Origin of the sequence: Streptomyces sp. NPDC046557 (genome assembly GCF_040645975.1) — a bacterium.
Classification (GTDB): Bacteria; Actinomycetota; Actinomycetes; order Streptomycetales; family Streptomycetaceae; genus Streptomyces.
On the sequence record NZ_JBEYZH010000003.1, the window covers coordinates 222,186 to 248,063 of the forward strand.

Consider the following 25,878-nt stretch of genomic DNA (forward strand, 5'->3'; position numbering starts at 1 on the left):
CCCCTTTGTTGGATAAGACTCTTTTTGCTCCGTCGCTTGCGGGGAATGTCCGGTCGATCCGTCAATGCGGCGCGACGTCTTTCAGACAACCGAATGAATCATGGTCGCGATGAGTGACAGGAGGGTCACGCACTGCCACATTGCGGACATGGATGCCTCTCTTCGCCCCGCGCCCCCCGTGTTCTGCACGGTCGTACCTCCCCACCTCCTCGACCGGATCGCCCGGTCCCGGGACACCCGCCGGGCAGACACGGCGCAGCGGACCCTCGAACACGACGCCGCCCTGCGCACCCGCCGCCGGGTCACCACCGTCCGCGGCGTCGCCCCGGCGCTCGCGGCGCCCGTCCCCGACGAACCCCGGCGGACGGTGTACGACGCCGGACACCGCACCCGGCTCCCGGGCACGCGGGTACGCGGCGAGGGCGACGAGCCGACCGGCGACGCGAGCGTCAACCGCGCGTACGCCGGGCTGGGAGCCACGTACGACCTGTTCCTCAAGGGGTTCGGCCGCCACTCGATCGACGACGCGGGCCTGCCGCTGGACGCGAGCGTGCACTACGACGAGGACTACGACAACGCGTTCTGGGACGGGCGCCAGATGGTCTTCGGCGACGGTGACGGTGACCTCTTCCTCGACTTCACGGTGGCCGTGGACGTGATCGGGCACGAGCTGACCCACGGCGTCACCCAGTACACGGCCAACTTGGAGTACCGGGGCCAGTCGGGCGCGCTGAACGAGTCGATGTCGGACGTGTTCGGTTCACTTATCAAGCAGTACTCGCTCGGGCAGACCGCCGACCAGGCGGACTGGCTGATCGGCGCGGGCCTGCTCGGACCCGCCGTCACCGGGGTCGCACTGCGCTCGATGAAGGCACCGGGGACGGCATACGACGACGACGAGCTCGGCAAGGACCCCCAGCCCGCGACGATGGACGGTTACGTCACCACCCACGCCGACAACGGCGGCGTGCACATCAACTCCGGCATCCCCAACCACGCCTTCTACATCGTGGCGAGCGAACTGGGCGGCAAGGCGTGGGAGCGGGCCGGGCGGATCTGGTACGACACCCTGACCGGCGGCGCTCTCGCCCCCGACGCCGACTTCGCGGACTTCGCCCGGCTCTCGGTGGCGGCGGCCGTCGCCCGGTACGGGGAGGGCGGCGCGGAGCACCAGGCGATGCAGAAGGCGTGGTCGGCGGTCGGGCTGGGGTAGAAGGCCCCACATGCGGATTCTGGTGGTACGGACGGGCGGCTTCGCGGGCATCGAGCGCCGGGTCGAGGTGGACACCTCGGGCCGGCCCGACGAGAACGAATGGCGGGCGCTGGCACTGCTGGCCCTGCGGCCCGGTCCGCCGGGGCACGGACCGGACCGGGTGCGGGACGGGTTCTCGTACCGGATCACCGTGGACGGGCGCACCGTGTCCTGCGCGGAGCCTTACCTGTCGGAGGCCCAGCGGAGCCTGATCACGCGGGTGCTCAAGGAGGGTGCGTAACGGCGCCGGGCCCCAATTCGGATGACCGGCACCGGCGGCTTTGCTTGGATGACCGGATGACCACACAAACGATCTTGGCCGCGTTGGAGCAGTACTACGACGGGGCGCCGCGCGCGGGCGGCGCCCGGGCGGAGGACTTCGGTCCGCTGACCCTGTTCGTGCAGGAGGGGGCGGGCTGGCCGTACTACGCGCGCCCCACGCTCGGCGGCTCCGAGGTCTCCGCGGCGGACGTCGAACGCGTCCTGGCGCGCCAGCGGGAGCTCGAACTGCCCGAGAGCTTCGAATGGGTGGCCGAAAACAGCCCCTCCCTCCGCGCCGCGGTGGAGGCCGCGGGACTCCGGGTCCACGCCTACCCGCTCATGGTCCTGGACCCCTCCGACACCGCCGAACCGCTCCCGCCGACGCCGGGCCCGGCGCGGGTGCTCGGCGCCGACGACCCTCTGCTGGCAGCCGCCGTGACGGTGCCGATGCTGGCCTTCGCCGCCCCCGGCACAGCGCCGGGCGAGGCCGGCGCGGCGGAACTCACGGCGGCGACCGCGGATCCGGCGGTGGAGGTCCGCCGCGCCTGGGTGGCGGAGAAGATCGCGGCCGGCAGCACGGTCCTGGCCGCCGCCGTCAGGGACGCGGTGGTGCTGTGCTCGGGCCAGTACAACCCGGTCGGAGAGGTGGCCGAGATCGTCGGCGTCGGCACCCTGCCGGCGGCCCGCCGCCGGGGACTGGCCCTCGCGGTGACGGCGGCCCTGGTCACGGAAGCCCGCGCGCGGGGCGTGCGTACGGTGTTCCTCTCCGCGGGCGACGAGGACGTGGCGCGGATCTACGGGCGGGCCGGCTTCCGCCGGGTCGGGACCGCCTTGATCGCGGAGCCCCCGGCGCCGGCCGACGCCTGACAGGCCGCAGTGGGTTTGGAGCGAGGCCCAGGGGTCGGGGCCGGTTCTTTGCCGGAACGGCAAGGTTGTTTGCCCCGGTCCGGCGGCCGGGCGGACCATCGGCGTACCGGTCACCGCACAGAAAAGAGGCTCCGATGCCCGAAGAAGCCGCGCACCCCGACCACCTCGAAGCCACCGCGCACACCGTCGTCGAGGGCGGCGAGGAGTACTGGGACTCCCGCTACCGCGAGAGCGACCGCGTGTGGAGCGGCAACGCCAACGCCGTCCTGCTCCGGGAGGTCGAGGGGCTCGCCCCGGGGCGCGCCCTGGACCTCGGCTGCGGCGAGGGCGGCGACACCGTGTGGCTGGCCCGGCAGGGCTGGCGGGTCACCGCGACCGACATCTCCGGCGTCGCGCTGGAGCGGGCGCGGGCCCACGCGAAGGAGGCCGGGGTCGAGGACCGCGTCGACTGGCAGCGCCACGACCTGGCCCGGTCCTTCCCGGACGGCGAGTTCGATCTCGTCTCGGCGTGCTTCCTGCACACCTACGGGGACTTCCCGCGCGAGCGGGTCCTGCGCAGGGCCGCCGCGGCCGTGGCGCGGGGCGGCGTCCTGCTGATCGTCGGCCACGCGGGCTGGCCGACCTGGCACGACCACCCGGACCACTCCGTGCACTTCCCGACCCCTGACGAGGTGGTGGCGCAGCTGGAGCTGCCGGAGGGTGAGTGGGAGGTGCTGCTCGCGGAGGAACACGAGCGGATCCAGACCCGGCCCGACGGCCACCCCGGGGCCCGCACGGACAACGCGGTGAAGGTCCGGCGGCTGCCGTAGCCCGCCGGAACGCCCTGCGGGCCGGCCCGCCCCTCCGACCGAAGTCGGCACGGGACCGAGCCGCGAAAAAGGTCAGAAGCCGAGCTTGCGCAACTGCTTCGGGTCGCGCTGCCAGTCCTTGGCCACCTTCACGTGGAGGTCCAGGAAGACGGGCGTGCCCAGGAGCGCCTCGATGTGCTTGCGCGACTTCATCCCGACCTCCTTGAGACGGGAGCCCTTCGGGCCGATGATGATGCCCTTCTGGCTGGGCCGCTCGATGTAGACGTTCGCGTGGATGTCGAGCAGCGGGCGGTCCGCCGGACGGTTCTCCCGGGGGATCATCTCCTCTACGACCACCGCGATCGAGTGCGGAAGCTCGTCGCGCACGCCCTCCAGCGCGGCCTCGCGGATGAGTTCCGCGACCATCACCATCTCGGGTTCGTCGGTGAGGTCGCCCTCGGGGTACAGCGGCGGGCTCTCCGGCAGCAGCGGCGCGATCAGGTCCGCCAGCAGTTGGACCTGGCTGTCGCCGACCGCCGACACGGGGACGATCTCGGCCCACTCGAAGCCGAGCTCCACGCCGAGCTGGTGGATGGCGAGGAGCTGCTCGGCGAGCTGCTTCGATTCCACCAGGTCGGTCTTGGTCACGATGGCGATCTTGGGGGTCTTCTTGATCTCCGCGAGTTCCTTGGCGATGAACTTGTCGCCGGGGCCGAGCTTCTGGTCGGCCGGCAGGCAGAAGCCGATGACGTCGACCTCGGCCCAGGTGGTCCGTACGACGTCGTTCAGGCGCTCGCCGAGCAGGGTGCGCGGCTTGTGCAGGCCGGGGGTGTCGACCAGCACGAGCTGGGCGTCGGGGCGGTGCACGATGCCGCGAACGGTGTGGCGGGTGGTCTGCGGCCGGTTCGAGGTGATCGCGACCTTGGTGCCCACGAGCGCGTTGGTCAGGGTCGACTTGCCCGCGTTGGGGCGGCCGACGAAGCAGGCGAAGCCCGCGCGGTGCGGGGCGGTGGGCTCGGGGGAACGATCGCTCATACGGGCCATTCTCCCCGATGCCGCTCCCAGCGCCGACCAGGCCACGGTCGCGAGGGCCGGCGTGGTCGTGAGCCGGGGCCGCCGCGCGTAGTCGGCGGTGCCTTCGGCGCTCGCCCCGCGTCCCCGGCGCGCACGGTCAGCCGGGCCCGCTCCAGCGCGGGCCGATCGAGCCGCGGGCCGCGCGGGCGCACCTCCTGGCCGGGCAGCAGCTCCGCCGGCAGGCCGGTGAGCGGGCGGCTGTGGGTGCGGCCGGCGAGGCCGCCGGCGGTGAGGGTGGCGCGGGGCCGCAGGGTGACGTGCCGAGGTTGTGGAGGGTGTACGTGACCTCCGCGCGCTCGCCGTCGCCGTCGGCGCGGACCCGGACGTCCCGGACGGCGAGCACGGGGGGGTGGGCCCGGTGACCCGGAGGCAGAGGCGGGCGGCGACGGCCTGCCGGAACACCGATCCCGGAGGCGCCGGCGGCGGCCCCGTCCTCCAGGGCGACGACGGCGCCGGGGTGGCCCCCGGGCTCGGCCGCTCCGGGACGGTGACGGCGACGCTCCCCGCGCCCCGCGCCGCACGGTGACCCGCTCCTGGGCGAGCGCCGTCCAGGCGCCGGTGGCGCGGCGCCGTTCGTCGGGGCGGCCACCGCCGCGAGGACGGCCAGGCCGGCGAGCGCCACCGGCCCTCTTCCGCTGCTCGCCCCTGTCCGCACCGCCCGCCCCCTGGATCGCGTCCGGCCGGGGCCGCTTACGGGTGCGGGGCGGGAGAAGTCAATGCACGGATTCCGCAGCAACCGATGGACCATCAGAAGGCGACAAGGAGCTCCCTACCGCCCGGAACGTCCTGCGGTACGCGGTCGGGCTCACCCCCAGCGCGGCCCGCACGTGCTTGCGCAGCGACTGCGCCGTCCCGAACCCCGTCTCCCGCGCCACCTGTTCCATCGGCAGCTCCGTGCGTTCCAGCAGCCACCGCGCCCGCTCCACCCGCTGCCCGACGATCCACTCCCCCGGGCTCACCCCGGCCTCCTCACGGAACCTGCGCGTGAACGTCCGTACCGACATGGCCTCCTGACGGGCCAGGTCGCTCAGCCGGATCGGCTCGTGCAGCCGCTCCAGCACCCAGGCGCGGGCGGAGGTGGTGCCGGCCCGCTGCGGCTCGGGGATGGGGCGCTCGATGAACTGCGCCTGCCCACCGTCCCGGTGGGGCGGGACCACGGTCCGCCGGGCCACGTCGTTGGCGACGGCGGCGCCGTGGTCGCGGCGCACGATGTGCAGGCACAGGTCGATGCCGGCGGCGACTCCGGCGGAGGTGAGTACGTCCCCGTCGTCGGTGTAGAGCACGTCGGGATCCACGAGCACCCGGGGAAAGAGGCTTTGGAAGTGGTCGGCGTGGGCCCAGTGGGTCGTGGCGCGGTGGCCGTCCAGGTACCCCGCGGCGGCCAGGACATAACCACCCGTACAGATGGAGACGAGCCGGGTGCCGGACCGGATGTGGGCCAGCGCGACGGCGAGTTCGTCCGGAAGCGTGCCGCGCTCGTACACGGGGCCCAGCTCGTACGAGGCCGGCACCACGACGGTATCGGCCGTGGCGAGCAGCTCCGGGCCGTGCTCGACGTGGATCGCGAAGTCGGCGTCGGTGGTCACCTGCCCCGCGGACAACCCGCAGGTGAGGATCTCGTACAGCGGCTGCCCGGCCGGGTCCTTGGCCCGGCCGAAGATCCGGTGCGGAATGCCGAGTTCGAAGGGCAGCAGGCCGGCGAGGGCGAGGACGACCACCCGGTGCGCGGCGATCTTCGGGGGGACGGGTGTCCGGGGCTCCATGGCCCGATCGTACCGAAGCATGTCGTTCAGGCCACTGTCGGCGGGTACACCGGCGGCCGGAAGCTGTCCCCGTGACCCAGACAGCACCCACGCCCGCGCCCTCCGCCGATCCCGATCCCGACCGCCTGCGCGCTCCGCGCACGCCCGGCCGCGTCCACCGCGCCTGGTTCGTCGCGGCCGTCGCCTTCGTGACGATCGTCGGCGCCGCCGCCTTCGCCTCCCTGCCGGGACTGCTCATCGAGCCGCTGCACGAGGAATTCGACTGGTCGCGCGGCACCATCGGCTTCGCCGTCTCCGTCAACCTCGCCCTCTACGGGTTGACCGCCCCGTTCGCGGCCGCGCTGATGGACCGTTTCGGCATGCGCCGGGTCGTGGCACTGGCCCTGCTCGTCATATCCGCCGGGGCGGTCGCCACGGCCTGGATGACCGCGGCCTGGCAACTGGTGCTGCTGTGGGGGGTGCTTGTCGGTCTGGGCAGCGGTTCGATGGCCATGGCGTTCGCCGCGACCGTGACCAACCGCTGGTTCACCGCCCGCCGCGGCCTCGTCACCGGCATCCTGACCGCGGCCGGCGCCTCCGGGCAACTGATCTTCCTGCCGCTGCTGTCCTGGCTGGTGGAGCACCACGGTTGGCGCCCGGGCGCGGTGACCGTGTCGCTGGCGGCGGTGGCCGTGGTGCCGTTCGTGTGGCAGCTGCTGCGCGACCACCCCGCGGACGTGGGGCTCGCCCCGTACGGGGGCACGTACGCGGCCAAGCCGGCGCCGGCCCGCGGTGCGGCGGGCCGGGCGGTGTCGGCGCTGTTCAAGGCGGCCCGGACCGGCCCCTTCTGGCTCTTGGCCGGCACCTTCGCGATCTGCGGCGCCTCGACCAACGGGCTGGTGCGGACCCACTTCGTGCCCGCCGCCCACGACCACGGCATGCCGGTGACGGCGGCGGCCGGGCTGCTCGCGGTGGTCGGCGTGTTCGACGTGCTCGGCACGATCGCCTCCGGCTGGTTCACCGACCGGTTCGAGGCGCGCCGGCTGCTGGCCCTGTACTACGCCCTGCGCGGCGTCTCGCTCCTGTTCCTGCCGATGCTGCTGGCACCGACCGTGCACCCGCCGATGGTGTTCTTCATCGTCTTCTACGGCCTGGACTGGGTCGCGACCGTCCCGCCCACCATCGCACTGTGCCGGGAGCAGTACGGGGAGGACAGCGCCATCGTCTTCGGCTGGGTCCTGGCCTCGCACCAGGTCGGCGCGGCCCTGGTGGCGTTCCTGGGCGGTCTGGCACGGGACGCTTTCGGCTCGTACGACCTGGTCTGGTACGCGGCGGGGGCGCTGTGCGCGATGGCGGCCCTGATGGCCATGGTCATCAGGCGCCGGACCGGTGATTCACTGGCCGCATGACCCTGCGCCTTCGCGCCCTCGCGGCCCTCGACCGGTTCCACGCCGCCCACCCCTGGGACCACAACGCCCACTACCACCGGTGGCTCCTGCGGCAGTTGCCGAAGCGGTGCGCGAGGGCGCTGGACGTCGGTTGCGGCAGCGGCGACCTGGCCCGGCTCCTGGCCGGCCGGGCCGAGGCGGTGCTCGGCATCGACGCCGACCCGACGATCGTCGCCCGGGCCCGCGAGCTGACGCCGGCCGGCGGCCGGGTGACCTTCGCCGCCGGCGACGCGCTGACGGCGATACCGCCGGGCCCGTACCAGGTCGTCACCTGTGTCGCCGCGCTCCACCACATGCCGTTCGACCGGGCACTGGCAGCCTTCCGCGACCGCCTCGCCCCGGGTGGGACCCTGGTGGTCGTCGGCCTGGCGCGGGCCGAAACCGTCGGCGACCACCTGCTCGGCGCCCTCGCGATCCCGCTGAACGCAGCCGTCGCTTGGCTGCGGAACCGGGGCCGCCCGGCGCCCCGGCCGGACGCGATGACGGCCCCGACCCGCCCGCCGGTGATGACCTTCGGCGAGATCCGCGACCAGTCGCGCGCCGCCCTGCCGGGCGCCCGCCCGCGCCGGCGCCTGTTCTGGCGGTACACGCTCGTATGGCGCGCCCCGTAGGAAACGTCAGCCCGCGGCGGTCGTGGACTTGAGGGTGCCGTCCGGGGCGGCCAGGAGGACCGGGGTGTCGGGGCCGCCGAGGTCGCGGACGGCCGCGCGGTCGGCCTCGGCCGGGGCGTCGGCCGCGCTCACCACGGCGGCGGCCTCCAGGGACTGGGCTCCGCTCGCCACCGCCATCGCGACGGCCGTCTGGAGCGCGCTGAGCTTGAGGGAGTCCAGCTCCACGGTCCCGGCCACGTACGTGCGGCCCGTCTCGTCGCGCACCGCCGCGCCCTCCGGCACCCCGTTACGGGCCCGGGCGCTGCGCGCCAGTGTGATGATCTTGCTGTCCTCGGGGTCGATCCCGGTGTTGTCGCTCATGGTCGAAAGCATAGGGAGCGTCCCGGCGGGGCCGGGGAACGACCCCGCCGAGCCGCTGCAAGCCACCGCTCAGGGCCGGTCCAGCCGCAACCGTTCAGCCTTCGGCAGACCGGCGACCACCAGGTCGTACGAGTCCTCCACCAGCTCCCGGACCATCTCGTCCGGCAGGCCGCCGACCGTCACCGTGTTCCAGTGCCGCTTGTTCATGTGCCAACCCGGCACGATCGCCTTGTGCTCCGTCCGCAGCCGCACCGCGGCCTCCGGCTCGCACTTGAGGTTGATCTTCAAAGGTTCGGCGTCCAGCGCCGTCAGCGCGAACACCTTGCCGAGCACCTTGAACACCGAGGTCTCGGGCGTGAAGGGGAACTCCTCCACCGCCGCGTTGAAACCCAGGCAGAACGCGCGCAGCTCCGCGGGGGTCATTCCGGCACCTCCGCGCTCACGTCCGGCTCCGTCACCACGGGCTCCACCAACACCGTCACGATCTTGTTCCGGCGTCCGGCCGGGGATTCGGCGGTCAGCCGCAGCGGCCGTCCGTCGGGCAGCTCCACCACCGCCGACGCACCCGCGATCGGAACCCGGCCGAGCGCCTTGGCGAGCAGACCGCCGACCGTCTCCACGTCCTCGTCGTCGAACGCCTCGACCTTGAACAGTTCCCCGAGGTCGGTGATGTCGAGACGGGCCGTGACCCGGTAGCGGTCGTCGCCCAGCTCCTCGACCGGCGGCAGTTCGCGGTCGTACTCGTCGGTGATCTCGCCGACGATCTCCTCCAGGATGTCCTCGATCGTCACGATGCCGGCCGTGCCGCCGTACTCGTCGATGACGACGGCCACGTGGTTGCGCACCGACTGCATCTCGCGCAGCAGGTCACCGGCGTTCTTGGTGTCGGGCACGAAGACGGCCGGCCGTATCGCCGTCGAGACGAGATCGGACTCCGCCTCCCGGCTGATGTGCGTCTTGCGGACGAGGTCCTTCAGGTAGACGATCCCGACGATGTCGTCCTCGTTCTCCCCGGTCACGGGGATGCGCGAGAAGCCCGAGCGCAGCGCGAGCGTCGTGGCCTGGCGGACCGTCTTGTAGCGCTCGATGCAGACGAGGTCGGTGCGGGGCACCATCACCTCGCGGACGAGGGTGTCGCCGAGTTCGAAGACTTGGTGCACCATCCGGCGTTCGTCGTCCTCGATCAGCGATTCCTTCTCCGCGAGGTCGACCATCGCCCGCAGCTCGGCCTCGGAGGCGAAGGGCCCCTTGCGGAAGCCCTTGCCCGGGGTGAGCGCGTTGCCGAGGAGGATCAGCAACTGCGGGATCGGCCCCATGATCCGCGCGAGCGGGACGAGTACGTACGCGGCCGCGGTCGCCGTGTTCAGCGGGTGCTGGCGGCCGATGGTGCGCGGGGACACGCCGACCGCCACGTACGACACCAGCACCATCACGGCGATGGCCACGAGCAGCGCCGTCCAGTTCTCGCCGAACTCGTCCAGGCACACGTACGTGACGAGCACCCCGGCCGCCATCTCGCAGGTGACCCGGACGAGCAGCGCCACGTTGACGTAGCGGGTCGGGTCCCCGGCGACCTGGGCCAGCTTGGCGCTGCCGCGCCTGCCCTCCCGTACGGCCTGCTCGGCGCGGAAGCTGGAGACGCGGGCGATCCCGGACTCCGCGCAGGCCGCGAACCACGCCACGACGACCAGCAGCACCGCGCCGCTGATCAGCTGCGGTGCGCCGGTCACGAGACGGTCGGGGCGGGGGACGGGCCGGTGAGGCCGCGCTCGGCGCGCCAGCCGTCGACGATGGCCGCCTGGAGGCCGAACATCTCGGCCTTCTCGTCCGGCTCCTCGTGGTCGTACCCGAGCAGGTGGAGCACCCCGTGGACGGTCAGGAGCTGGAGCTCCTCGTCCATGGAGTGCCCCGTCGGCGCTTCCTCGCCCTGCCGCTTGGCGACCTCCGGGCACAGCACGATGTCGCCGAGGAGCCCCTGCGGGGGCTCCTCGTCGTCCTTCGCCGGGGGGCGCAGCTCGTCCATGGGGAACGACATGACGTCGGTGGGTCCGGGCAGGTCCATCCACTGGATGTGGAGCTGCTCCATCGCCTCCTCGTCGACGACGATGACGGACAGCTCGGACAGCGGGTGGATCCGCATCCGGGTGAGCGCGTAGCGGGCGATGTCGAGGACCGCCTGCTCGTCGACCTCGATCCCGGACTCGTTGTTGACGTCGATCGACATGGTGCGCTGAGTTCTACTTCCGCTGGTAGCCGTTCCGGGACTGCGGGGAGTCCTGGCTGTCGTCGTACTTCTCGTACGCGTCGACGATACGGCCGACCAGCTTGTGCCGGACGACATCCTCGGAGGTGAGCCGCGAGAAGTGGATGTCCGGCACCCCGTCGAGGATCTCCTGCACCTGGCGCAGGCCGCTCTTGGCCCCGCCCGGCAGGTCGACCTGCGTGATGTCGCCGGTGACGACGATCTTCGAATCGAAGCCGAGCCGGGTCAGGAACATCTTCATCTGCTCGGCGGTGGTGTTCTGCGCCTCGTCCAGTACGACGAAAGCATCATTGAGGGTGCGACCCCGCATGTACGCCAGCGGGGCCACCTCGATCGTTCCGGCGGCCATCAAACGGGGGATGGAGTCCGGGTCGAGCATGTCGTGCAGCGCGTCGTAGAGCGGACGCAGGTACGGGTCGATCTTGTCGAACAGGGTGCCCGGCAGGAAGCCGAGGCGCTCGCCGGCCTCGACGGCGGGGCGGGTCAGGATGATCCGGCCGACCTGCTTGGACTGCAGGGCCTGGACCGCCTTGGCCATGGCGAGGTAGGTCTTGCCGGTACCGGCGGGGCCGATGCCGAAGACGATGGTGTTCTTGTCGATCGCGTCCACGTAGCGCTTCTGGTTGAGCGTCTTGGGACGGATGGTGCGACCGCGGCTGGAGAGGATGTTCTGGGTGAGCACCTCGGCCGGGGTCTCGCCTTGGCCGCCGTCGGCGCCGTTGCCGTCGCCGTTCCCCTTGAGCATGGCGATCGAGCGTTCCACTGCGTCCTCCGTCATCGACTGCCCGGTGCGGAGCACCAGCATCATCTCGTCGAACAGGCGCTGGATCAGGGCGACTTCCACCGCGTCGCCGATCGCGCTGACCTGATTGCCCCGAACATGGATGTCGGCCTTCGGGAAGGCATTCTCGATGACGCGCAGCAGGGCGTCACCAGAGCCCAGCACGGTCACCATAGGGTGCGTGGCCGGAACGGTGAAGTGGGCTCGCGCCTGCCCCGGCGCCGGGGTACGGGCTGTCGGTGTCTGAGTCATGGGCCGGCACTGTGGCCTGCGCATACCTCCCACTGAGGGGTCGCGCCGATCGTCGACCTCCGGACTACCAAGGGTACGACTCCCCGGCGCCATCCCCGAGGGCTTTTCCCGGGGGCCGACCCGGGGCACCCGATATGCCTTCCGTCACCGCCCTACACGGACGGCCGGAAGCCGATCGTGGGGACGGCCCGGCGGCGGGGACCCGGCGGCGCGCCCGGGGGGACCAGCGCGTCCAGGAAGGCGTACCGGTCTCGCAGGCCCTCCGGGGCGGCGCGCCACCAGTGGGAGACCTCGGGCCAGCCGGGGGCCGACAGGGAGCCGCCGAACTCCTGCACCGACAGGGCCGCCGTGAGTCCGGCGAAGGCCAGCCGGTCCGCGAGCGGCCACCCCGCCAGGGTGCCCGTGACGAAGCCCGCCACGAACACGTCGCCCGCCCCGGTCGGGTCCAGGGCGTCCACCGTGATCCCGGGGACCTCCGCCGTCTCGCCGGTGCGCCCGTCCACCGCGCAGGAGCCGTCCGCGCCCATGGTCACCACCGCCACCGGCACCCTCTCCGCCAGCACGCGGGCCGCCGCGCGGGGGCAGTCGGTCCGGGTGTACCGCATGGCCTCGCCCGCGTTCGGCAGGAACGCCTCACAGTGCTCCAAGTCCGCCAGCGCTCCGAGGTCCCACCGGCCGCTCTCGTCCCAGCCCACGTCGGCGAAGACCCGGGAGCCCTGCCGGGCGGCACGCGCGATCCACTCCTCGCCGGCGCCCGGGCCGAGCGAGGCCACGGCCGCCCGGGCGCGCGGCGGGCACCGCGGGAATCGGCCGGGGCCGGCCGGGAGGGGCGGCTCGTGCCCGTGGGAGACCATCGTGCGCTCGCCCTCGTACGCCATGGAGACGGTGACGGGGCTGTGCCAGCCGGGGATCTTGCGGGACATCGACAGGTCGATGCCCTCGCCCTGTTCCAGCGCGTCCCAGCAGTACTCGCCGTAGTGGTCGTCCCCGAAGGCCGCGGCCAGGGAGGTGCGCAGGCCGAGGCGGGCCAGCGCGGCGGCCATGTTGGCGACTCCACCGGGGCTGGAACCCATGCCGCGCGCCCACGACTCCGTACCGCGGACGGGGGCCGAGTCCAGGCCCGTGAAGATGATGTCGAGGAAGACGGTGCCGGTGAGGAAGACGTCGCAGCCCGGTTCATGGGGATCGCGCACCGGCCCGAGCGGGTCCAGTCTCGCCTCGGGGCTCGTACGGCTTTCCCGAGTGGTCACGATGTCCTCCCGTTTCGTGTGCGGCCCAGGGGTGGGCGGTTCGCCGCCGCGCCCGGGCCCGCGGCGGCCACTGGTGCCGAGCGCGGACGAACCGGAACCCAGTGTGACCCACATCACCATATGAGCGCTCGGATCCGGCCGGATCCGAGCCCGACCGCCCCGATCGCCCGGACCGGTCGCCGGTCTACGTCCGCTTCGGCAGCGGAACCCGTACGAGGTCCGCGGCGATCGTCAGCTCACCGTCGAAGCCGGCCGCCCGCGCCTGCCGCTCGAACTCGGCGGGGTCGGCGTAGCGCTGCGAGAAATGCGTCAGCACCAGGTGCCGGACCCCCGCGTCACGGGCCGCCCGGGCCGCCTGTCCGGCGGTGAGGTGGCCGTGGTCGGTGGCCAGCGCCACGTCCTCGTCGAGGAACGTCGACTCGATCACCAGCATGTCGCAGCCCTCGGCGAGCGCGTCCACGCCCTCGCACAGCCGGGTGTCCATCACGAAGGCGAACCGCTGCCCGGGTCGGTGCTCGCTGACCTCTTCCAAGGTCACCCCGCCCAGGACGCCCTCGCGCTGGAGCCGGCCCACGTCCGGCCCCTTGATCCCGTGCCGCGCCAGCAACTCCGGCACCATCCGGCGCCCGTCCGGCTCGGTGATCCGGTAGCCGAAGGACTCCACGGGGTGCGAGAGGCGCCGGGCCTCCAGCGTGTACGAGGCCCCGCGCGCCAGCGTCCCGTCCTCGGCCACCGGCTCCTCGCGCAGCCGCACCGTCTCCCGGTAGGCGGTGGCGTAACGGAGCCGGTCGAAGAACTTCTGCCCCGAGGCCGGGTAGTGCGCGGTGACGGGGTGCGGGACCTGGTCGAGGTTGATCCGCTGGATCACCCCGGCGAGGCCGAGGCTGTGGTCACCGTGGAAGTGGGTGACGCAGATCCGGTCGATGTCGTGCGCGGCGACCCCCGCGCGCAGCATCTGGCGCTGGGTGCCCTCGCCCGGGTCGAAGAGGATGCCCTCGCCGTCCCAGCGCAGCAGGTAGCCGTTGTGGTTACGGGCCCGGGTGGGGACCTGGCTGGCGGTCCCCAGGACCACGAACTCGCGTACGGACACGGCTTATCCGGGGGGCCACTGGAGGCCGCGGCCCCCGAGGAGGTGCGCGTGGGCGTGCCAGACGGTCTGGCCGGCGCCGGCTCCGGTGTTGAACACGATCCGGTAGCCGTGGTCGGCGATCTTCTCGTCGGCGGCGATCCGCCCGGCCTCGCGGAGCACATCGGCGGCGATCGTCGGCTCGGCGGCGGCGAGGGAAGCGGCGTCGGGGTAGTGCGCCTTGGGAATGACAAGGACGTGGGTGGGCGCCTGCGGGTTGATGTCCCGGAAGGCGACGGTCGTCTCGGACTCGCTGACGATCGTCGCCGGGATCTTCCCCTCCACGATCTTGCAGAACAGGCAGTCCGCCTGCGGTTCCCCGGCCATTGCTGCGCCTCTCGTGACGTGCGTCGGTTCAGGACGTCGAGTCGATCAGGACGTCGAGTCGATCGGGGCATCGTAACCGGCGCGGCGATCTCCCGGCTCGTGGCCGGCTCGAACCCTCCCCGCCCCCGCGCCGGCCGTCAGGACCAGCGGCCCGTCCGGGCCAGCAACACGGCCGTCGCGGCCGTACCGGCGGTGGAGGTGCGCAGCACCGAGGGGCCGAGGCGGTACGGGTGGGCGCCGGCCGCCGCGAAGACGGCGAGCTCCTCCGGTGAGACCCCGCCCTCCGGTCCGACCACCAGGACGACGGAGCCGGCGGTGGGCAACTCGGCGGTGGCCAGGGCGCCCGAGGGGGTGTCGCGGTCCTCGTGCAGGACCACGGCCAGGTCGGCCTCGGCGAGCAGCGCCGCCACCTGCTTCGTGGACAGGGCCTCGGCGACCTCCGGGAAACGCACCCGGCGGGACTGCTTGCCCGCCTCCCGCGCGGTGGCCCGCCACTTGGCGAGGGATTTGGCGCCCCGCTCGCCGCGCCACTGGGTGATGCACCGGGACGCCTGCCACGGCACGATCGCGTCGACCCCGGTCTCGGTCATGGTCTCGACGGCCAGTTCTCCCCGGTCGCCCTTGGGGAGCGCCTGTACGACGGTGATCCGTACGGCGGGCTCCGGCTCCTCGAAAACCCCGGACACGGCGACGACCAGCCGGTCCTTGCCCTCCGCCGACTTCACGACGCCCTCGGCCCAGCGGCCCCTGCCGTCCGCGAGGACCACCGTCTCGCCCGGGTTCAGCCGCTTGACGGACACCGCGTGGCGTCCCTCGGGGCCGTCCAGGGTGAACTCGGGCCCCGCGGGGACCTCCTCGACCACGAACACCGGGGCCGTCATGACGCTCTCCTCATCTGCGTGACCTGCAACGCGCGCTGTGCCTCGACGAGTTCCGCCGCCAGCACCTCCACCAGTTCCCCTGCCGGCAGGGCCCGCGCCAGCCGGTGCCCCTGTCCCGCCCACAGCGCCATGCCCTGCGGGTCCCCGGCGGCGGCCGCCGCCTTGCGCAGCCCCGCGGTCAGGTGGTGGACCTGGGGGTAGGCGGCCGGGGCGTACGGGCCGTGCTCGCGCATGAAGCGGTTGACCAGGCCCCGGGCGGGCCTGCCGGAGAAGGCCCGGGTGAGTTCCGTGTGCGGGAACAAGGGGTTCGTGAGCGCCCTCTTGTGCTGGGGGTCGGCGCCCGATTCGGTGCAGGGCAGGAAGGCCGTGCCGAGCTGGGCGGCCGAGGCGCCGGCGGCGAGCAGCGCCGCGATCTGCGCCCCGCGCATCACCCCGCCCGCCGCGATGATCGGGAGGGCCACCGCCTCCCGTACCGCCGTGACGAGCACGAGCAGGCCGACGCCCGCCGTGCCGTCGGTCTCGGGGTCGTCGCGGTGGGTGCCCTGGTGGCCGCCCGCTTCGACGCCCTGGACGCAGACCGCGTCGGCGCCCGCGGCCTGGGCGGTACGGGCCTCCTCGACGGCGGTCACGGTGACGACGGTGTACGTGCCGACCTCGCGGAGCCTGGTCAGGACGGCGGCCGGGGGGCATCCGAAGGTGAAGGACACCACCGGGACGGGGTCTTCCAGGAGGATGGCGAGTTTGGCGTCGTAGCCGTCGTCGCAGGTGCCGACGATGTCGTCAGGCGCGAGGGACACCTCGTACCAGGTCGCCTCCCCGGCGAGTTGGCCGCGGTACGTCTCGACGGCCGCCGGGTCGACGTAGCCGGTCTGCGGCATCAACAGGTTGACGCCGAAGGGCCGCCGGGTGAGCGCGCGGAGCTGCTTGATCTCCTGGTACATCCCGTCGGCGGTCTTGTAGCCGCCGGCCAGGAAACCGAGTCCGCCCGCCTCGCACACAGCGGCGGCGAGCGGCGGGCAGGAGGCGCCGCCCGCCATGGGGGCCTGCACGATCGGGTACGGGGAGAGACCGTTCGGCGCGGTGGACATGCCCTGCATCGTGCCACGTCCCGCGCACCGGGCCGAATCACGGCATTCGCCTGGCATAGTCCGCTTCCCGGCGCGGGTCCGACGCCGCCGCGAGCCCCGGGCGGGCCTACGGCCGGCCCACGTCCACGAACGCCGCGAGCCCGGTCCGGGGCAGTCCCCGGGCCGGGCTCACAGCGGTGCGGCGGGCCGGTCAGCGGCCGTTGAACGCGTCCTTCAGGCGGCTGAACAGACCCTGCTGGCCCGGCGCGAACTGGCCCGTCGGCCGCTCCTCGCCGCGCAGCTTCGCCAGCTGGCGCAGGAGGTCCTCCTGCTGGGCGTCCAGCTTGCCGGGGGTGGTGACCTCGACGTGGACGATCAGGTCGCCCCGGCCGCCACCGCGCAGGTGCGTGACGCCGCGGCCGTGCAGCGGGATCGCCTGGCCGGATCCGGTGCCGGGCCGGATGTCGATCTCCTCCAGGCCGTCCAGCGTCTCCAGCGGGCACTTGGTGCCCAGGGCCGCCGCCGTCATGGGGATGGTGACCGTGCAGTGCAGGTCGTCCCCGCGTCGCTGGAAGGTCGGGTGCGCCAGTTCGTGGATCTCCACGTACAGGTCGCCGGCGGGGCCGCCGCCGGGGCCGACCTCGCCCTCGCCCGCCAGTTGGATCCGGGTGCCGTTCTCGACCCCGGCCGGGATCTTGACGGTGAGGCTGCGGCGGGAGCGGACGCGGCCGTCGCCCGCGCACTCGGGGCACGGGGTCGGGACGACGGTGCCGAAGCCCTGGCACTGCGGGCAGGGCCGCGAGGTCATGACCTGGCCCAGGAACGACCGGGTGACCTGCGACACCTCGCCGCGACCGCGACACATGTCACACGTCTGCGCGGAGGTGCCGGGGGCGGCGCCCTCACCAGAGCAGGTGGTGCAGACGACGGCCGTGTCGACCTGGATGTCCTTGGTCGTCCCGAAGGCCGCCTCGTCCAGCTCCAAGTCGAGGCGGATCATGGCGTCCTGGCCGCGGCGGGTGCGCGAGCGCGGTCCGCGCTGCGACGCCTGACCGAAGAAGGCGTCCATGATGTCGGAGAAGTTGCCGAAGCCGCCCGCCCCGAAACCGCCCGCGCCGCCGCCACCGCCCGAGGAGGACAGCGGGTCGCCGCCGAGGTCGTAGACCTGCTTCTTCTGCGGGTCCGAGAGGACCTCGTAGGCCGCGTTGATCTCCTTGAAGCGCTCCTGCGTCTTCGGGTCCGGATTCACGTCCGGGTGGAGTTCGCGCGCGAGCCGACGGAATGCCTTCTTGATCTCGTCCTGCGATGCGTCGCGGCGCACGCCGAGAACGGCGTAGTAGTCCGTGGCCACTTACGACTCCGCCAGGATCTGTCCGACGTAACGTGCCACTGCGCGTACCGCTCCCATCGTTCCGGGGTAGTCCATGCGGGTCGGTCCGACCACGCCGAGTTTGGCGACTGCTTCGCCGCCCGAACCGTAACCGACCGAGACGACCGACGTGGAGTTCAGTCCCTCGTAGGCGTTCTCATGCCCGATCTTCACGGCCATCCCCGACTCACTGGCCTCGCCCAGCAGCTTGAGGAGCACGACCTGCTCCTCCAGCGCTTCCAGCACCGGCCTGATCGTCAGGGGGAAATCATGTCCGAACCTCGTGAGGTTGGCGGTACCGCCGATCATCAGCCGTTCCTCCGCCTCCTCCACCAGCGTTTCCCGCAGGGTCGCGAGGACGGCCGTGACCGTCGCCCGGTCCTCGGCCTCGAAGGACTCGGGAAGGTCCTGCACGAGCGGCGGCACGTCGGTGAAACGACGACCGACGACCCGGCTGTTGAGGCGCGCCCGCAGGTCGGCGAGCGAGGTCTCCGAGAAGGGGGTCTGGCAGTCGACGAGCCGCTGTTCGACCCGTCCGGTGTCCGTGATCAGCACGAGCATCAGCCGCGCGGGCGCCAGGGACAGCAGCTCCACGTGCCGGACGGTGGAACGGGTCAGGCTCGGGTACTGGACGACGGCGACCTGCCGGGTGAGCTGCGCGAGCAACCGCACCGTGCGCCCCACGACGTCGTCGAGGTCGACGGCGCCGTCGAGGAAGTTCTGGATGGCCCGGCGCTCGGGCGTCGACAGCGGCTTGACTCCCGCCAGCTTGTCCACGAAGAGCCGGTAGCCCTTGTCGGTGGGGATGCGCCCGGCGCTGGTGTGGGGCTGGGCGATGTACCCCTCCTCCTCCAGCAGGGCCATGTCGTTGCGGACCGTCGCCGGGGAGACGCCGAGCCGGTGGCGCTCGGTGAGCGCCTTCGATCCGACCGGCTCCTCCGTCCCCACGTAGTCCTGGACGATGGCGCGCAATACTTCGAGCCTGCGTTCGCTGAGCACTCGTGCACACCTCCAGTGCGGTGGGTCGTCGCTGCGGTCGTTTCCGGCCGGCCCGGGGCGGGCCGCGTTGGCACTCTGCGCATCCGAGTGCCAGAGATCCCCCGGTCAGTGTACGGCCGGGTAGTACGCCGGAGGCAAGGGCGGCCCGCCAGGGTAGCGTCCCCGCATGGACGTGCGTTGGGAAGAGGCGGGCTGGGAACGGCTGACCGGGCGGGCCGGGAGACGCCGACTGCCGGTGTGGGACTGCACGGTGGGGCTGGTGGTGGGGGACGAGTCGGTCCTCCTGATCGACCCCGGCTCCTGTGTCCGCGAGGGCGCGGGCATCCGGGCGGAGGCGGAGCGACTGACCGGTCGCCACGTGACCCATATCGCATTCACACACGGACATTTCGATCATGTACTGGGAGGCTCCGCCTTCTCGGGGGCCGAGTTCTACGGTGCGGTCGGGCTGGACGCGCACCTCGCGCTGGACCGGAACGCCCTGCGGGAGGACGCGGTCCGACAGGGACTGGCGGAGGCGGAGGCCGAGGAGGCGGCGGACCTGATGCCGCTGCCGGGGCACCTGGTGTCGGGCGAGTGGACTCTGGAGCTGGGCGGGGTGCAGGTGCTGCTGGCGAACGTCGGGCCGGGGCACACGCGGCACGATCTGGCCGTCTTCGTACCGGGCCCGCGGGAGGTCGTCTTCTGCGGGGACCTGGTGGAGGAGTCGGGCGAACCCCAGGCGGGCCCGGACGCGGTCCCGGCGCGATGGCCGGCCGCGCTGGACCGGCTGCTCGCGCTCGGCGGGGACGACGCGCTGTACGTGCCGGGTCACGGAGCGGTGGTCGACGCGGGCTTCGTGCGTGCGCAACGCGCCACACTCGCTGGGCGGTTCGGCGTGTCGGGCGCGTGAGCGCGGGCTCTCTCGTACCGTCGGCCGGATGCGTGAGTACTCCCCCGATCTGACCCCGCAGTGGAAGCGCGCCAAGGCCGTGCCGGAGGTTCCGGCCGACCCCGGGCTGGTGGTCGAGGTGGCGGCCACCGACTTCTGCGGCGCGGTGGTGGCCTGCGAGGCGGGCACAGTGATCCTGGAGGACCGCTTCGGCAAGCGCCGTGCCTTCCCGCTGGAGCCCCGCGGGTTCCTCCTGGACGGCGCGGTGGTCACCCTGACCCGCCCGGCCCGCACGGCGGCGGCGACACCCGCCCATACGGCGTCGGGCTCGGTGGCGGTCCCCGGGGCGCGGGCGCGGGTGGCGCGGGCGGGGCGGATCTACGTCGAGGGCCGCCACGACGCGGAGCTGGTGGAGCGGGTCTGGGGCGACGACCTGCGGATCGAGGGCGTGGTCGTGGAGTACCTGGAGGGGATCGACGACCTCCCCGCGATCGTGGCGGACTTCGCCCCCGCGCCGGACGCCCGCCTGGGCGTGCTGGTCGACCACCTGGTGCCGGGCTCGAAGGAGTCCCGCATCGCGGCCTCGGTGACGTCCCCGCACGTCCTGGTGGTGGGCCACCCGTACGTGGACGTCTGGCAGGCGGTGAAACCGTCCGCCCTGGGCATCCCGGCCTGGCCGGTGATTCCCCGTGGCCAGGACTGGAAGACGGGCATCTGTCACGCACTGGGATGGCCCTCGAACACGGGCGCGGCCTGGCAGCACATCCTGTCCCGCGTGACGTCCTACAAGGACCTCGACCCCACCCTCCTCGGCGCCGTGGAACACCTCATCGACCACGTCACGACCCCGGCCTGACCGGCGGGGGCGGCGCATCCAGCCCCGCCGGCGATTGCGGCTCGGGGTCCCGGGCGGCGCCCCGAAAGCCCGGCGCAGCCGGGGCCGCGCCGTAGACGTACGCGCCGACCGACCTCAGTCGACCAGGTCCCGAACCACCGCGTCGGCCAGCAACCGCCCCCGCAGCGTCAGCACGGCCCGCCCCGCCTCGTACGGCCCCGCCTCCAGCAGCCCCTCGGCCACCGCCCGCCGCGACGCCGCCAACCCCGCCGGCGCGAGCAGCGACAACGGCACTCCGTCCACCAGCCGCAGCTCCAGCAGGATCCGCTCCACCCGCCGGTCCTCCTCCGACAGGAGCTCCCTCCCCGCTCCCGGCGACCGGCCCGCGGCCAACGCGGCGGCGTACGCCCCAGGGTGCTTCACGTTCCACCACCGCACCCCGCCCACGTGCGAGTGCGCTCCCGGCCCCGCGCCCCACCAGTCGGCTCCGCGCCAGTACAGCTCGTTGTGCAGGCACCGCCCGGCCTCGGATGTGGCCCAGTTCGACACCTCGTACCAGTGGTACCCGGCCTCAGCCATCACCGCGTCGGCGATCAGGTACCGATCGGCGTGCACGTCGTCGTCCGTCATCGGGACCTCGCCGCGCCGGATCCGCCGCGCGAGCTGCGTGCCCTCCTCCACGATCAGCGCGTAGGCGCTGATGTGGTCCGGGCCGGCCCCCAGCGCGGCCGTCAGCGACGCCCGCCAGTCCTCGTCCGACTCCCCCGGCGTGCCGTAGATCAGGTCCAGGTTCACGTGCTCGAAGCCGGCCGCCCGGGCCTCCGCCACGCACGCCTCCGGGCGCCCGGGGGTGTGCGTACGGTCCAGCACCTTCAGGACGTGCTGTTTGGCGCTCTGCATGCCGAAGGAGATCCGGTTGAACCCGCCCGCGCGCAGTTCGGCGAGGTACGCGGGGTCCACCGACTCCGGGTTGGCCTCCGTGGTGATCTCGGCGTCGGAGGCCAGGCCGAACTCGTCCCGGATCGCCGCGAGCATCCGTACGAGGTCCGCGGCGGGCAGCAGCGTCGGCGTACCGCCGCCCACGAACACCGTCCGCACGGCCCTCGGGTCGTCCCCGAGCACCTTGCGGGCGAGGCGGACCTCGTCGATCAGGGTGTCGGCGTAGTTCTCCCGGGAGGCGAGCACGCCTCCGGTGCCCCGCAGCTCGGTCGCCGTGTAGGTGTTGAAGTCGCAGTAGCCGCAGCGCGTGGCGCAGTACGGGACGTGCAGGTAGAACCCGAGCGGTCGGTCCCCGGCACCCGCCAGGGCGTGCGCCGGCAGGGAGCCGTCTTCGGGCATGGGTTCACCGTCGGGCAGTGCGGAAGGCATGGGCCCATTGTCCCGCACTGCCCCATGGTCGTTTACGCCTCGTTGGCCCCGGCGTACATCTCGTCGATGAGGTGCTTGAACTCGCGCTCGACGACCGGCCGCTTCAGCTTGAGGCTGGGCGTGAGGTCGCCGTGCTCGACGTCCAGGTCGCGCGGCAGCAGCCGGAACTGCTTGATCGTCTGCCAGCGCTGGAGGCCCTCGTTGAGGGTCTGTACGTACGTCTCGATCAGCCGGTTCGTCTCGGGTGCCGCCGCGACCTCGGCGTAGGTCTTGCCCTCCAGGCCGTGCTCGGCCGCCCAGGTCAGGATCGCCGGGCCGTCGAGGGCGATCAGCGCCGAGCAGAAGTTCCGGTCCGCGCCGTGGACGACGATGCTGGAGACGTACGGACAGATCGCCTTGAACTGGCCCTCGACCTCCGCCGGGGCCACGTACTTGCCACCCGAGGTCTTGATCAGGTCCTTCTTGCGGTCGGTGATGCGCAGGTAGCCGTCGGGCGAGAGCTCGCCGATGTCGCCCGTGTGCAGCCAGCCGTCCGCTTCCAGCACCTCGGCGGTCTTCTCGGGCAGCCGGTGGTAGCCCTCCATGATGCCGGGGCTGCGCAGCAGGATCTCGCCGTCGTCGGCGATGCGGACTTCGGTGCCGGGGAGCGGCTTGCCGACGGTGCCGGTGCGGTACGCCTCGCCGGGGTTGACGAAGGAGGCGGCGCTGGACTCGGTGAGTCCGTAGCCCTCCAGGATGTGGATGCCGGCGCCCGCGAAGAAGTAGCCGATCTCGGGTGCGAGGGCGGCGGAGCCGGAGACGGCGGCGCGCAGCTTGCCGCCGAACGCCTCGCGGAGCTTGGAGTAGACGAGCGCGTCGGCGATCTTGTGCTTGGCGGCGAGTCCGGCGGGGACCTTCGTGCTCCCGGTGCGCCGGTAGTTGTCCTGCCGGGTCCTGGCGTACTCGCGCGCCACCTCGGCGGCCCACTTGAAGATCTTGTACTTGGCCCCGCCCGCGGTCCGGGCCTTGCCGGCGGCGCCGTTGTAGACCTTCTCGAAGATGCGCGGGACGGCCGCCATGTAGGTCGGCTGCACCACCGGCAGGTTTTCGATGATCTTGTCGATGCGGCCGTCGACCGCGGTGACGTGCCCGACCTCGATCTGGCCGGAGGTGAGCACCTTGCCGAAGACGTGGGCCAGCGGCAGCCACAGGTACTGGACGTCGTCCGCGTGGATCATGCCGGTGGCGACGGTCGCCTTGGCCATGTAGGACCAGTTGTCGTGGGGCAGGCGCACCCCCTTGGGGCGGCCGGTGGTGCCGGAGGTGTAGATCAGCGTGGCGAGCTGGTCCGCGGTGATCGAGGCGATCCGCTCCTTGACCGCCTCGGGGTGCTTGGCGAGGTACTCCGCGCCGCGCGCCTCCAGGGCGTCGAGGGAGAGGACCCAGCCCTCCGGGTCCCCGTCCGCGGCCAGGGCGTCCCCGGCGTCCAGGACGACGACGTGGGCGAGGCGGGGCAGGTCGGCGCGGTGGGCGCGGGCCTTCGCCAGTTGCTTGGCGTCCTCGGCGATCAGCACCCGGCTCTCGGAGTCGGCCAGGATGAACGCCGACTCCTCCGCGTTGGTGCTGGGGTAGATGGTGGTGGTCGCGGCGCCGGCGCACATCACGCCGAGGTCGGCCAGGATCCACTCGACCCGGGTGTTCGAGGCGAGCGCGACCCGGTCCTCCGGGCCCAGGCCGAGGTCGGCCAGGCCGGCGGCGATGGCGAACACCCGCTCGGCGGCCTGGCCCCAGCTGAGCGACTTCCACGCGTCGGGCCCGCCGTTGGCGGAGGGGACCGGGTACCGGTACGCCTCCCCGTCCGGCGTGGCGGCGACACGCTCCAGGAAGAGGGCCGCCACGGTGGGCGGGCGGTTCTCGATCAAGGTCTGTGTGTCGCTCACGACATCCTCCGGACCGGTCCACGCGGCAGCGTGGGCGTGGGGCGCTTGGGGCTGGCGGGGTGGGGACCTGCGCACGTGCTGTTGGCGAGTTTGTGACTGGCGAGTAACCATCGAGCAGTGATCAGACTAAAGGCCGCCCGGCCCGCGCGTAAGGGGCGGCGGGCGGCCGGTTCATAACGAAACGGGCCCGCATGCGTCCGCATGTGGGCCCGTTTGTCATGACCGGTGTCGCCGGCCGGCTACTTCTTCTTGCCGGCGGACTCGTCACTGGAGAGGACGGCGATGAAGGCTTCCTGCGGGACCTCCACGGAGCCGACCATCTTCATCCGCTTCTTGCCTTCCTTCTGCTTCTCCAGCAGCTTCCGCTTACGGGAGATGTCACCGCCGTAGCACTTCGCGAGGACGTCCTTGCGGATGGCGCGGATGGTCTCGCGGGCGATGACGCGGGAGCCGACGGCCGCCTGGATCGGCACCTCGAAGGCTTGGCGCGGGATGAGCTCGCGCAGCTTGGCGACGAGCCGCACCCCGTAGGCGTAGGCGGCGTCCTTGTGGCAGACGGCGGAGAAGGCGTCGACCTTGTCGCCGTGCAGCAGGATGTCGACCTTGACCAGGCTGGAGGACTGCTCACCGGTGGGCTCGTAGTCGAGGGAGGCGTAACCGCGCGTCTTGGACTTCAGCTGGTCGAAGAAGTCGAACACGATCTCCGCGAGCGGGAGCGTGTAGCGGATCTCGACCCGGTCCTCGGAGAGGTAGTCCATGCCGAGCAGGGTGCCGCGGCGGGTCTGGCACAGCTCCATGATCGCGCCGATGAACTCGCTGGGCGCGAGGATCGTGGCCCGCACGACCGGCTCGAACACGTCCGAGATCTTGCCCTCGGGGAACTCGCTCGGGTTGGTGACGGTGACTTCCTTGCCGTCCTCCAGCACGACGCGGTAGACCACGTTGGGGGCGGTCGCGATCAGGTCGAGGCCGAATTCGCGCTCCAGCCGCTCGCGGACCACGTCCAGGTGCAGCAGGCCGAGGAAGCCGACGCGGAAGCCGAAGCCGAGCGCCGCCGAGGTCTCCGGCTCGTAGACGAGCGCGGCGTCGTTGAGCTGGAGCTTGTCCAGGGCCTCACGCAGGTCCGGGTAGTCCGAGCCGTCCAGCGGGTACAGGCCCGAGAAGACCATCGGCTTCGGGTCCTTGTAGCCGCCGAGGGCCTCGGTCGCGCCGTTGTGCAGGCTGGTGATCGTGTCACCGACCTTGGACTGACGGACGTCCTTCACGCCGGTGATGATGTAACCCACCTCACCGACGCCGATGCCGTCGGCCGGGGTCATCTCCGGGGAGGAGACACCGATCTCCAGCAGCTCGTGCGTGGCGCCGGTGGACATCATCCGGATGCGCTCGCGCTTGTTGAGCTGGCCGTCGACCACACGGACGTACGTGACGACGCCGCGGTACGAGTCGTAGACCGAGTCGAAGATCATGGCGCGGGCCGGGGCGTCCTTGGGGCCGACCGGGGCCGGGACCGTGGCGACGATCTTGTCGAGCAGCGCGTCCACGCCGAGACCGGTCTTCGCCGAGACGCGCAGCACGTCCTCGGGCTGGCAACCGACCAGGTTCGCGAGCTCCTCGGCGAACTTCTCCGGCTGGGCGGCCGGCAGGTCGATCTTGTTCAGGACGGGGACGATCGCGAGGTCCTTCTCCATCGCCAGGTACAGGTTGGCGAGGGTCTGTGCCTCGATGCCCTGGGCGGCGTCGACGAGGAGGACCGTGCCCTCGCAGGCGGCGAGGGAGCGCGAGACCTCGTACGTGAAGTCGACGTGACCGGGGGTGTCGATCATGTTCAGGATGTGCGTGCTGCCCTTGCCCGGCCCCTCGGTGGGCGCCCAGGGCAGGCGGACCGCCTGCGACTTGATCGTGATGCCGCGCTCACGCTCGATGTCCATGCGGTCGAGGTACTGGGCGCGCATCTGCCGCTGGTCGACGACGCCGGTCAGCTGGAGCATCCGGTCGGCGAGGGTCGACTTGCCGTGGTCGATGTGCGCGATGATGCAGAAATTGCGGATCAGCGCCGGGTCGGTACGGCTCGGCTCGGGCACGTGGCTGGGGATCGCGGGCACGCAGTGTCCTGATTCTCGGGTCGCAGTCGGAACGTGGTCTCGTATATGCAGAGTCCCATGGT

Annotated in this window: 26 protein-coding genes; 9 read left to right on the forward strand and 17 right to left on the reverse strand. The window is 72.3% G+C overall.

Annotated elements, in window-relative coordinates:
• Window positions 1-148: 148 nt before the first annotated feature.
• The 4 genes from ABZ934_RS09820 (at window position 149) to ABZ934_RS09835 (ending at window position 3,189) form a co-directional block, all read left to right on the forward strand.
• Window positions 149-1,213, forward strand: coding sequence for a M4 family metallopeptidase (locus ABZ934_RS09820; protein WP_361310803.1), 1,065 nt, complete (start codon window positions 149-151; stop codon window positions 1,211-1,213).
• A gap of 10 nt (window positions 1,214-1,223) precedes the next feature.
• Entirely contained in the window at window positions 1,224-1,493 is a 270-nt protein-coding gene (locus ABZ934_RS09825) for a protealysin inhibitor emfourin (RefSeq protein ID WP_361310806.1), read from the forward strand.
• 56 nt (window positions 1,494-1,549) lie between these two features.
• A complete protein-coding gene (locus tag ABZ934_RS09830) occupies window positions 1,550-2,380 on the forward strand; it encodes a GNAT family N-acetyltransferase (RefSeq protein ID WP_361310809.1) in 831 nt (276 codons plus the stop codon).
• A 134-nt stretch (window positions 2,381-2,514) separates the two neighbouring features.
• Window positions 2,515-3,189, forward strand: coding sequence for a class I SAM-dependent methyltransferase (locus ABZ934_RS09835; protein WP_361310811.1), 675 nt, complete (start codon window positions 2,515-2,517; stop codon window positions 3,187-3,189).
• Window positions 3,190-3,261: 72 nt separating this feature from the next.
• Here ABZ934_RS09835 and era read toward each other — a convergent pair whose 3' ends face one another.
• The gene (gene era / locus ABZ934_RS09840; protein WP_361310814.1) at window positions 3,262-4,212 is read right to left on the reverse strand and encodes a GTPase Era; all 951 of its coding nucleotides are present in this window, start codon (window positions 4,210-4,212) and stop codon (window positions 3,262-3,264) included.
• Window positions 4,213-4,510: 298 nt separating this feature from the next.
• Between era and ABZ934_RS09845 the strand changes: the two genes are divergently transcribed.
• The gene (locus ABZ934_RS09845) at window positions 4,511-4,768 is read left to right on the forward strand and encodes a hypothetical protein (RefSeq protein ID WP_361310816.1); all 258 of its coding nucleotides are present in this window, start codon (window positions 4,511-4,513) and stop codon (window positions 4,766-4,768) included.
• Between the two features lie 187 nt (window positions 4,769-4,955).
• Here the strand turns inward: ABZ934_RS09845 and ABZ934_RS09850 are convergent, their stop codons facing one another.
• The gene (locus tag ABZ934_RS09850; RefSeq protein ID WP_361310819.1) at window positions 4,956-6,005 is read right to left on the reverse strand and encodes a helix-turn-helix domain-containing protein; all 1,050 of its coding nucleotides are present in this window, start codon (window positions 6,003-6,005) and stop codon (window positions 4,956-4,958) included.
• Between the two features lie 125 nt (window positions 6,006-6,130).
• On the opposite strand from ABZ934_RS09850, the gene ABZ934_RS09855 reads away from it, so the two are divergent.
• Together ABZ934_RS09855 and ABZ934_RS09860 are read left to right on the forward strand one after the other, a co-directional pair.
• The gene (locus ABZ934_RS09855) at window positions 6,131-7,393 is read left to right on the forward strand and encodes an MFS transporter (protein WP_361311365.1); all 1,263 of its coding nucleotides are present in this window, start codon (window positions 6,131-6,133) and stop codon (window positions 7,391-7,393) included.
• Window positions 7,390-8,043 carry a class I SAM-dependent methyltransferase gene (locus tag ABZ934_RS09860; RefSeq protein WP_361310822.1) on the forward strand — a complete coding sequence of 218 codons (654 nt, stop codon included), beginning with the start codon at window positions 7,390-7,392 and terminating at the stop codon, window positions 8,041-8,043. Before ABZ934_RS09855 ends, ABZ934_RS09860 begins: the two co-directional genes overlap by 4 nt.
• A gap of 6 nt (window positions 8,044-8,049) precedes the next feature.
• Here the strand turns inward: ABZ934_RS09860 and ABZ934_RS09865 are convergent, their stop codons facing one another.
• The 12 genes from ABZ934_RS09865 to hrcA all read right to left on the reverse strand — a co-directional run bounded on the left by ABZ934_RS09865 (window position 8,050) and on the right by hrcA (window position 18,718).
• Window positions 8,050-8,403: a cytidine deaminase gene (locus ABZ934_RS09865; RefSeq protein WP_361310825.1), complete on the reverse strand. Its 354-nt coding sequence runs from the start codon at window positions 8,401-8,403 to the stop codon at window positions 8,050-8,052.
• Between the two features lie 69 nt (window positions 8,404-8,472).
• Window positions 8,473-8,826, reverse strand: coding sequence for an MmcQ/YjbR family DNA-binding protein (locus tag ABZ934_RS09870; RefSeq protein ID WP_361310828.1), 354 nt, complete (start codon window positions 8,824-8,826; stop codon window positions 8,473-8,475).
• Window positions 8,823-10,133, reverse strand: a complete 1,311-nt coding sequence (locus tag ABZ934_RS09875; RefSeq protein WP_361310831.1) for a hemolysin family protein — start codon at window positions 10,131-10,133, stop codon at window positions 8,823-8,825. The genes ABZ934_RS09870 and ABZ934_RS09875 overlap by 4 nt, the downstream gene beginning before the upstream one ends.
• Entirely contained in the window at window positions 10,130-10,627 is a 498-nt protein-coding gene (gene ybeY / locus ABZ934_RS09880) for an rRNA maturation RNase YbeY (RefSeq protein WP_361310834.1), read from the reverse strand. The genes ABZ934_RS09875 and ybeY overlap by 4 nt, the downstream gene beginning before the upstream one ends.
• A 13-nt stretch (window positions 10,628-10,640) precedes the next feature.
• Window positions 10,641-11,699 carry a PhoH family protein gene (locus ABZ934_RS09885; protein ID WP_361310837.1) on the reverse strand — a complete coding sequence of 353 codons (1,059 nt, stop codon included), beginning with the start codon at window positions 11,697-11,699 and terminating at the stop codon, window positions 10,641-10,643.
• A 152-nt stretch (window positions 11,700-11,851) separates the two neighbouring features.
• Complete coding sequence (locus ABZ934_RS09890; RefSeq protein WP_361310839.1) at window positions 11,852-12,949, reverse strand: PfkB family carbohydrate kinase; 1,098 nt, start codon at window positions 12,947-12,949, stop codon at window positions 11,852-11,854.
• Between the two features lie 184 nt (window positions 12,950-13,133).
• Window positions 13,134-14,039: a ribonuclease Z gene (locus tag ABZ934_RS09895; protein WP_361310841.1), complete on the reverse strand. Its 906-nt coding sequence runs from the start codon at window positions 14,037-14,039 to the stop codon at window positions 13,134-13,136.
• A 3-nt stretch (window positions 14,040-14,042) separates the two neighbouring features.
• On the reverse strand, window positions 14,043-14,402 hold the full coding sequence (locus ABZ934_RS09900; protein WP_361310843.1) for a histidine triad nucleotide-binding protein: 360 nt from the start codon (window positions 14,400-14,402) through the stop codon (window positions 14,043-14,045).
• 137 nt (window positions 14,403-14,539) lie between these two features.
• Window positions 14,540-15,283 (reverse strand): 16S rRNA (uracil(1498)-N(3))-methyltransferase, encoded by a 744-nt coding sequence (locus ABZ934_RS09905; protein ID WP_361310846.1) that lies wholly within the window; start codon window positions 15,281-15,283, stop codon window positions 14,540-14,542.
• The gene (locus tag ABZ934_RS09910) at window positions 15,280-16,371 is read right to left on the reverse strand and encodes a nitronate monooxygenase (protein WP_361310849.1); all 1,092 of its coding nucleotides are present in this window, start codon (window positions 16,369-16,371) and stop codon (window positions 15,280-15,282) included. Before ABZ934_RS09910 ends, ABZ934_RS09905 begins: the two co-directional genes overlap by 4 nt.
• Window positions 16,372-16,561: 190 nt before the next feature.
• On the reverse strand, window positions 16,562-17,701 hold the full coding sequence (gene dnaJ / locus ABZ934_RS09915) for a molecular chaperone DnaJ (protein ID WP_361310852.1): 1,140 nt from the start codon (window positions 17,699-17,701) through the stop codon (window positions 16,562-16,564).
• The gene (gene hrcA, locus ABZ934_RS09920) at window positions 17,702-18,718 is read right to left on the reverse strand and encodes a heat-inducible transcriptional repressor HrcA (RefSeq protein ID WP_361310855.1); all 1,017 of its coding nucleotides are present in this window, start codon (window positions 18,716-18,718) and stop codon (window positions 17,702-17,704) included.
• Window positions 18,719-18,884: 166 nt separating this feature from the next.
• Here hrcA and ABZ934_RS09925 point away from each other — a divergent pair, with 166 nt between their 5' ends.
• Window positions 18,885-19,610: an MBL fold metallo-hydrolase gene (locus ABZ934_RS09925; protein ID WP_361310857.1), complete on the forward strand. Its 726-nt coding sequence runs from the start codon at window positions 18,885-18,887 to the stop codon at window positions 19,608-19,610.
• A gap of 28 nt (window positions 19,611-19,638) precedes the next feature.
• Window positions 19,639-20,445: a DUF3097 domain-containing protein gene (locus ABZ934_RS09930; RefSeq protein WP_361310860.1), complete on the forward strand. Its 807-nt coding sequence runs from the start codon at window positions 19,639-19,641 to the stop codon at window positions 20,443-20,445.
• A 114-nt stretch (window positions 20,446-20,559) separates the two neighbouring features.
• Here the strand turns inward: ABZ934_RS09930 and hemW are convergent, their stop codons facing one another.
• From hemW to lepA, 3 genes are all read right to left on the reverse strand, one after another.
• Window positions 20,560-21,792: a radical SAM family heme chaperone HemW gene (gene hemW / locus ABZ934_RS09935; protein ID WP_361310862.1), complete on the reverse strand. Its 1,233-nt coding sequence runs from the start codon at window positions 21,790-21,792 to the stop codon at window positions 20,560-20,562.
• Between the two features lie 32 nt (window positions 21,793-21,824).
• A complete protein-coding gene (locus ABZ934_RS09940) occupies window positions 21,825-23,711 on the reverse strand; it encodes an AMP-dependent synthetase/ligase (protein WP_361310864.1) in 1,887 nt (628 codons plus the stop codon).
• 239 nt (window positions 23,712-23,950) lie between these two features.
• The gene (gene lepA, locus ABZ934_RS09945; RefSeq protein ID WP_361310867.1) at window positions 23,951-25,816 is read right to left on the reverse strand and encodes a translation elongation factor 4; all 1,866 of its coding nucleotides are present in this window, start codon (window positions 25,814-25,816) and stop codon (window positions 23,951-23,953) included.
• Between the last annotated feature and the right edge of the window lie 62 nt (window positions 25,817-25,878).

What these genes read in the sequence shown, in the direction of transcription:
- ABZ934_RS09830 (WP_361310809.1), top strand. Translation starts at nt 1,550, where the DNA reads ATGACCACACAAACGATCTTGGCCGCGTTGGAGCAGTACTACGACGGG.
- ABZ934_RS09930 (WP_361310860.1), top strand. Translation starts at nt 19,639, where the DNA reads ATGCGTGAGTACTCCCCCGATCTGACCCCGCAGTGGAAGCGCGCCAAG.
- ABZ934_RS09925 (WP_361310857.1), top strand. Translation starts at nt 18,885, where the DNA reads ATGGACGTGCGTTGGGAAGAGGCGGGCTGGGAACGGCTGACCGGGCGG.
- era (WP_361310814.1), bottom strand. Translation starts at nt 4,212, where the DNA reads ATGGCCCGTATGAGCGATCGTTCCCCCGAGCCCACCGCCCCGCACCGC.
- ABZ934_RS09870 (WP_361310828.1), bottom strand. Translation starts at nt 8,826, where the DNA reads ATGACCCCCGCGGAGCTGCGCGCGTTCTGCCTGGGTTTCAACGCGGCG.
- ABZ934_RS09905 (WP_361310846.1), bottom strand. Translation starts at nt 15,283, where the DNA reads ATGACGGCCCCGGTGTTCGTGGTCGAGGAGGTCCCCGCGGGGCCCGAG.
- ABZ934_RS09820 (WP_361310803.1), top strand. Translation starts at nt 149, where the DNA reads ATGGATGCCTCTCTTCGCCCCGCGCCCCCCGTGTTCTGCACGGTCGTA.
- ABZ934_RS09910 (WP_361310849.1), bottom strand. Translation starts at nt 16,371, where the DNA reads ATGTCCACCGCGCCGAACGGTCTCTCCCCGTACCCGATCGTGCAGGCC.
- ABZ934_RS09850 (WP_361310819.1), bottom strand. Translation starts at nt 6,005, where the DNA reads ATGGAGCCCCGGACACCCGTCCCCCCGAAGATCGCCGCGCACCGGGTG.
- ABZ934_RS09835 (WP_361310811.1), top strand. Translation starts at nt 2,515, where the DNA reads ATGCCCGAAGAAGCCGCGCACCCCGACCACCTCGAAGCCACCGCGCAC.
- ABZ934_RS09860 (WP_361310822.1), top strand. Translation starts at nt 7,390, where the DNA reads ATGACCCTGCGCCTTCGCGCCCTCGCGGCCCTCGACCGGTTCCACGCC.
- ABZ934_RS09865 (WP_361310825.1), bottom strand. Translation starts at nt 8,403, where the DNA reads ATGAGCGACAACACCGGGATCGACCCCGAGGACAGCAAGATCATCACA.
- hemW (WP_361310862.1), bottom strand. Translation starts at nt 21,792, where the DNA reads ATGCCTTCCGCACTGCCCGACGGTGAACCCATGCCCGAAGACGGCTCC.
- ABZ934_RS09885 (WP_361310837.1), bottom strand. Translation starts at nt 11,699, where the DNA reads ATGACTCAGACACCGACAGCCCGTACCCCGGCGCCGGGGCAGGCGCGA.
- ABZ934_RS09900 (WP_361310843.1), bottom strand. Translation starts at nt 14,402, where the DNA reads ATGGCCGGGGAACCGCAGGCGGACTGCCTGTTCTGCAAGATCGTGGAG.
- ybeY (WP_361310834.1), bottom strand. Translation starts at nt 10,627, where the DNA reads ATGTCGATCGACGTCAACAACGAGTCCGGGATCGAGGTCGACGAGCAG.
- ABZ934_RS09825 (WP_361310806.1), top strand. Translation starts at nt 1,224, where the DNA reads ATGCGGATTCTGGTGGTACGGACGGGCGGCTTCGCGGGCATCGAGCGC.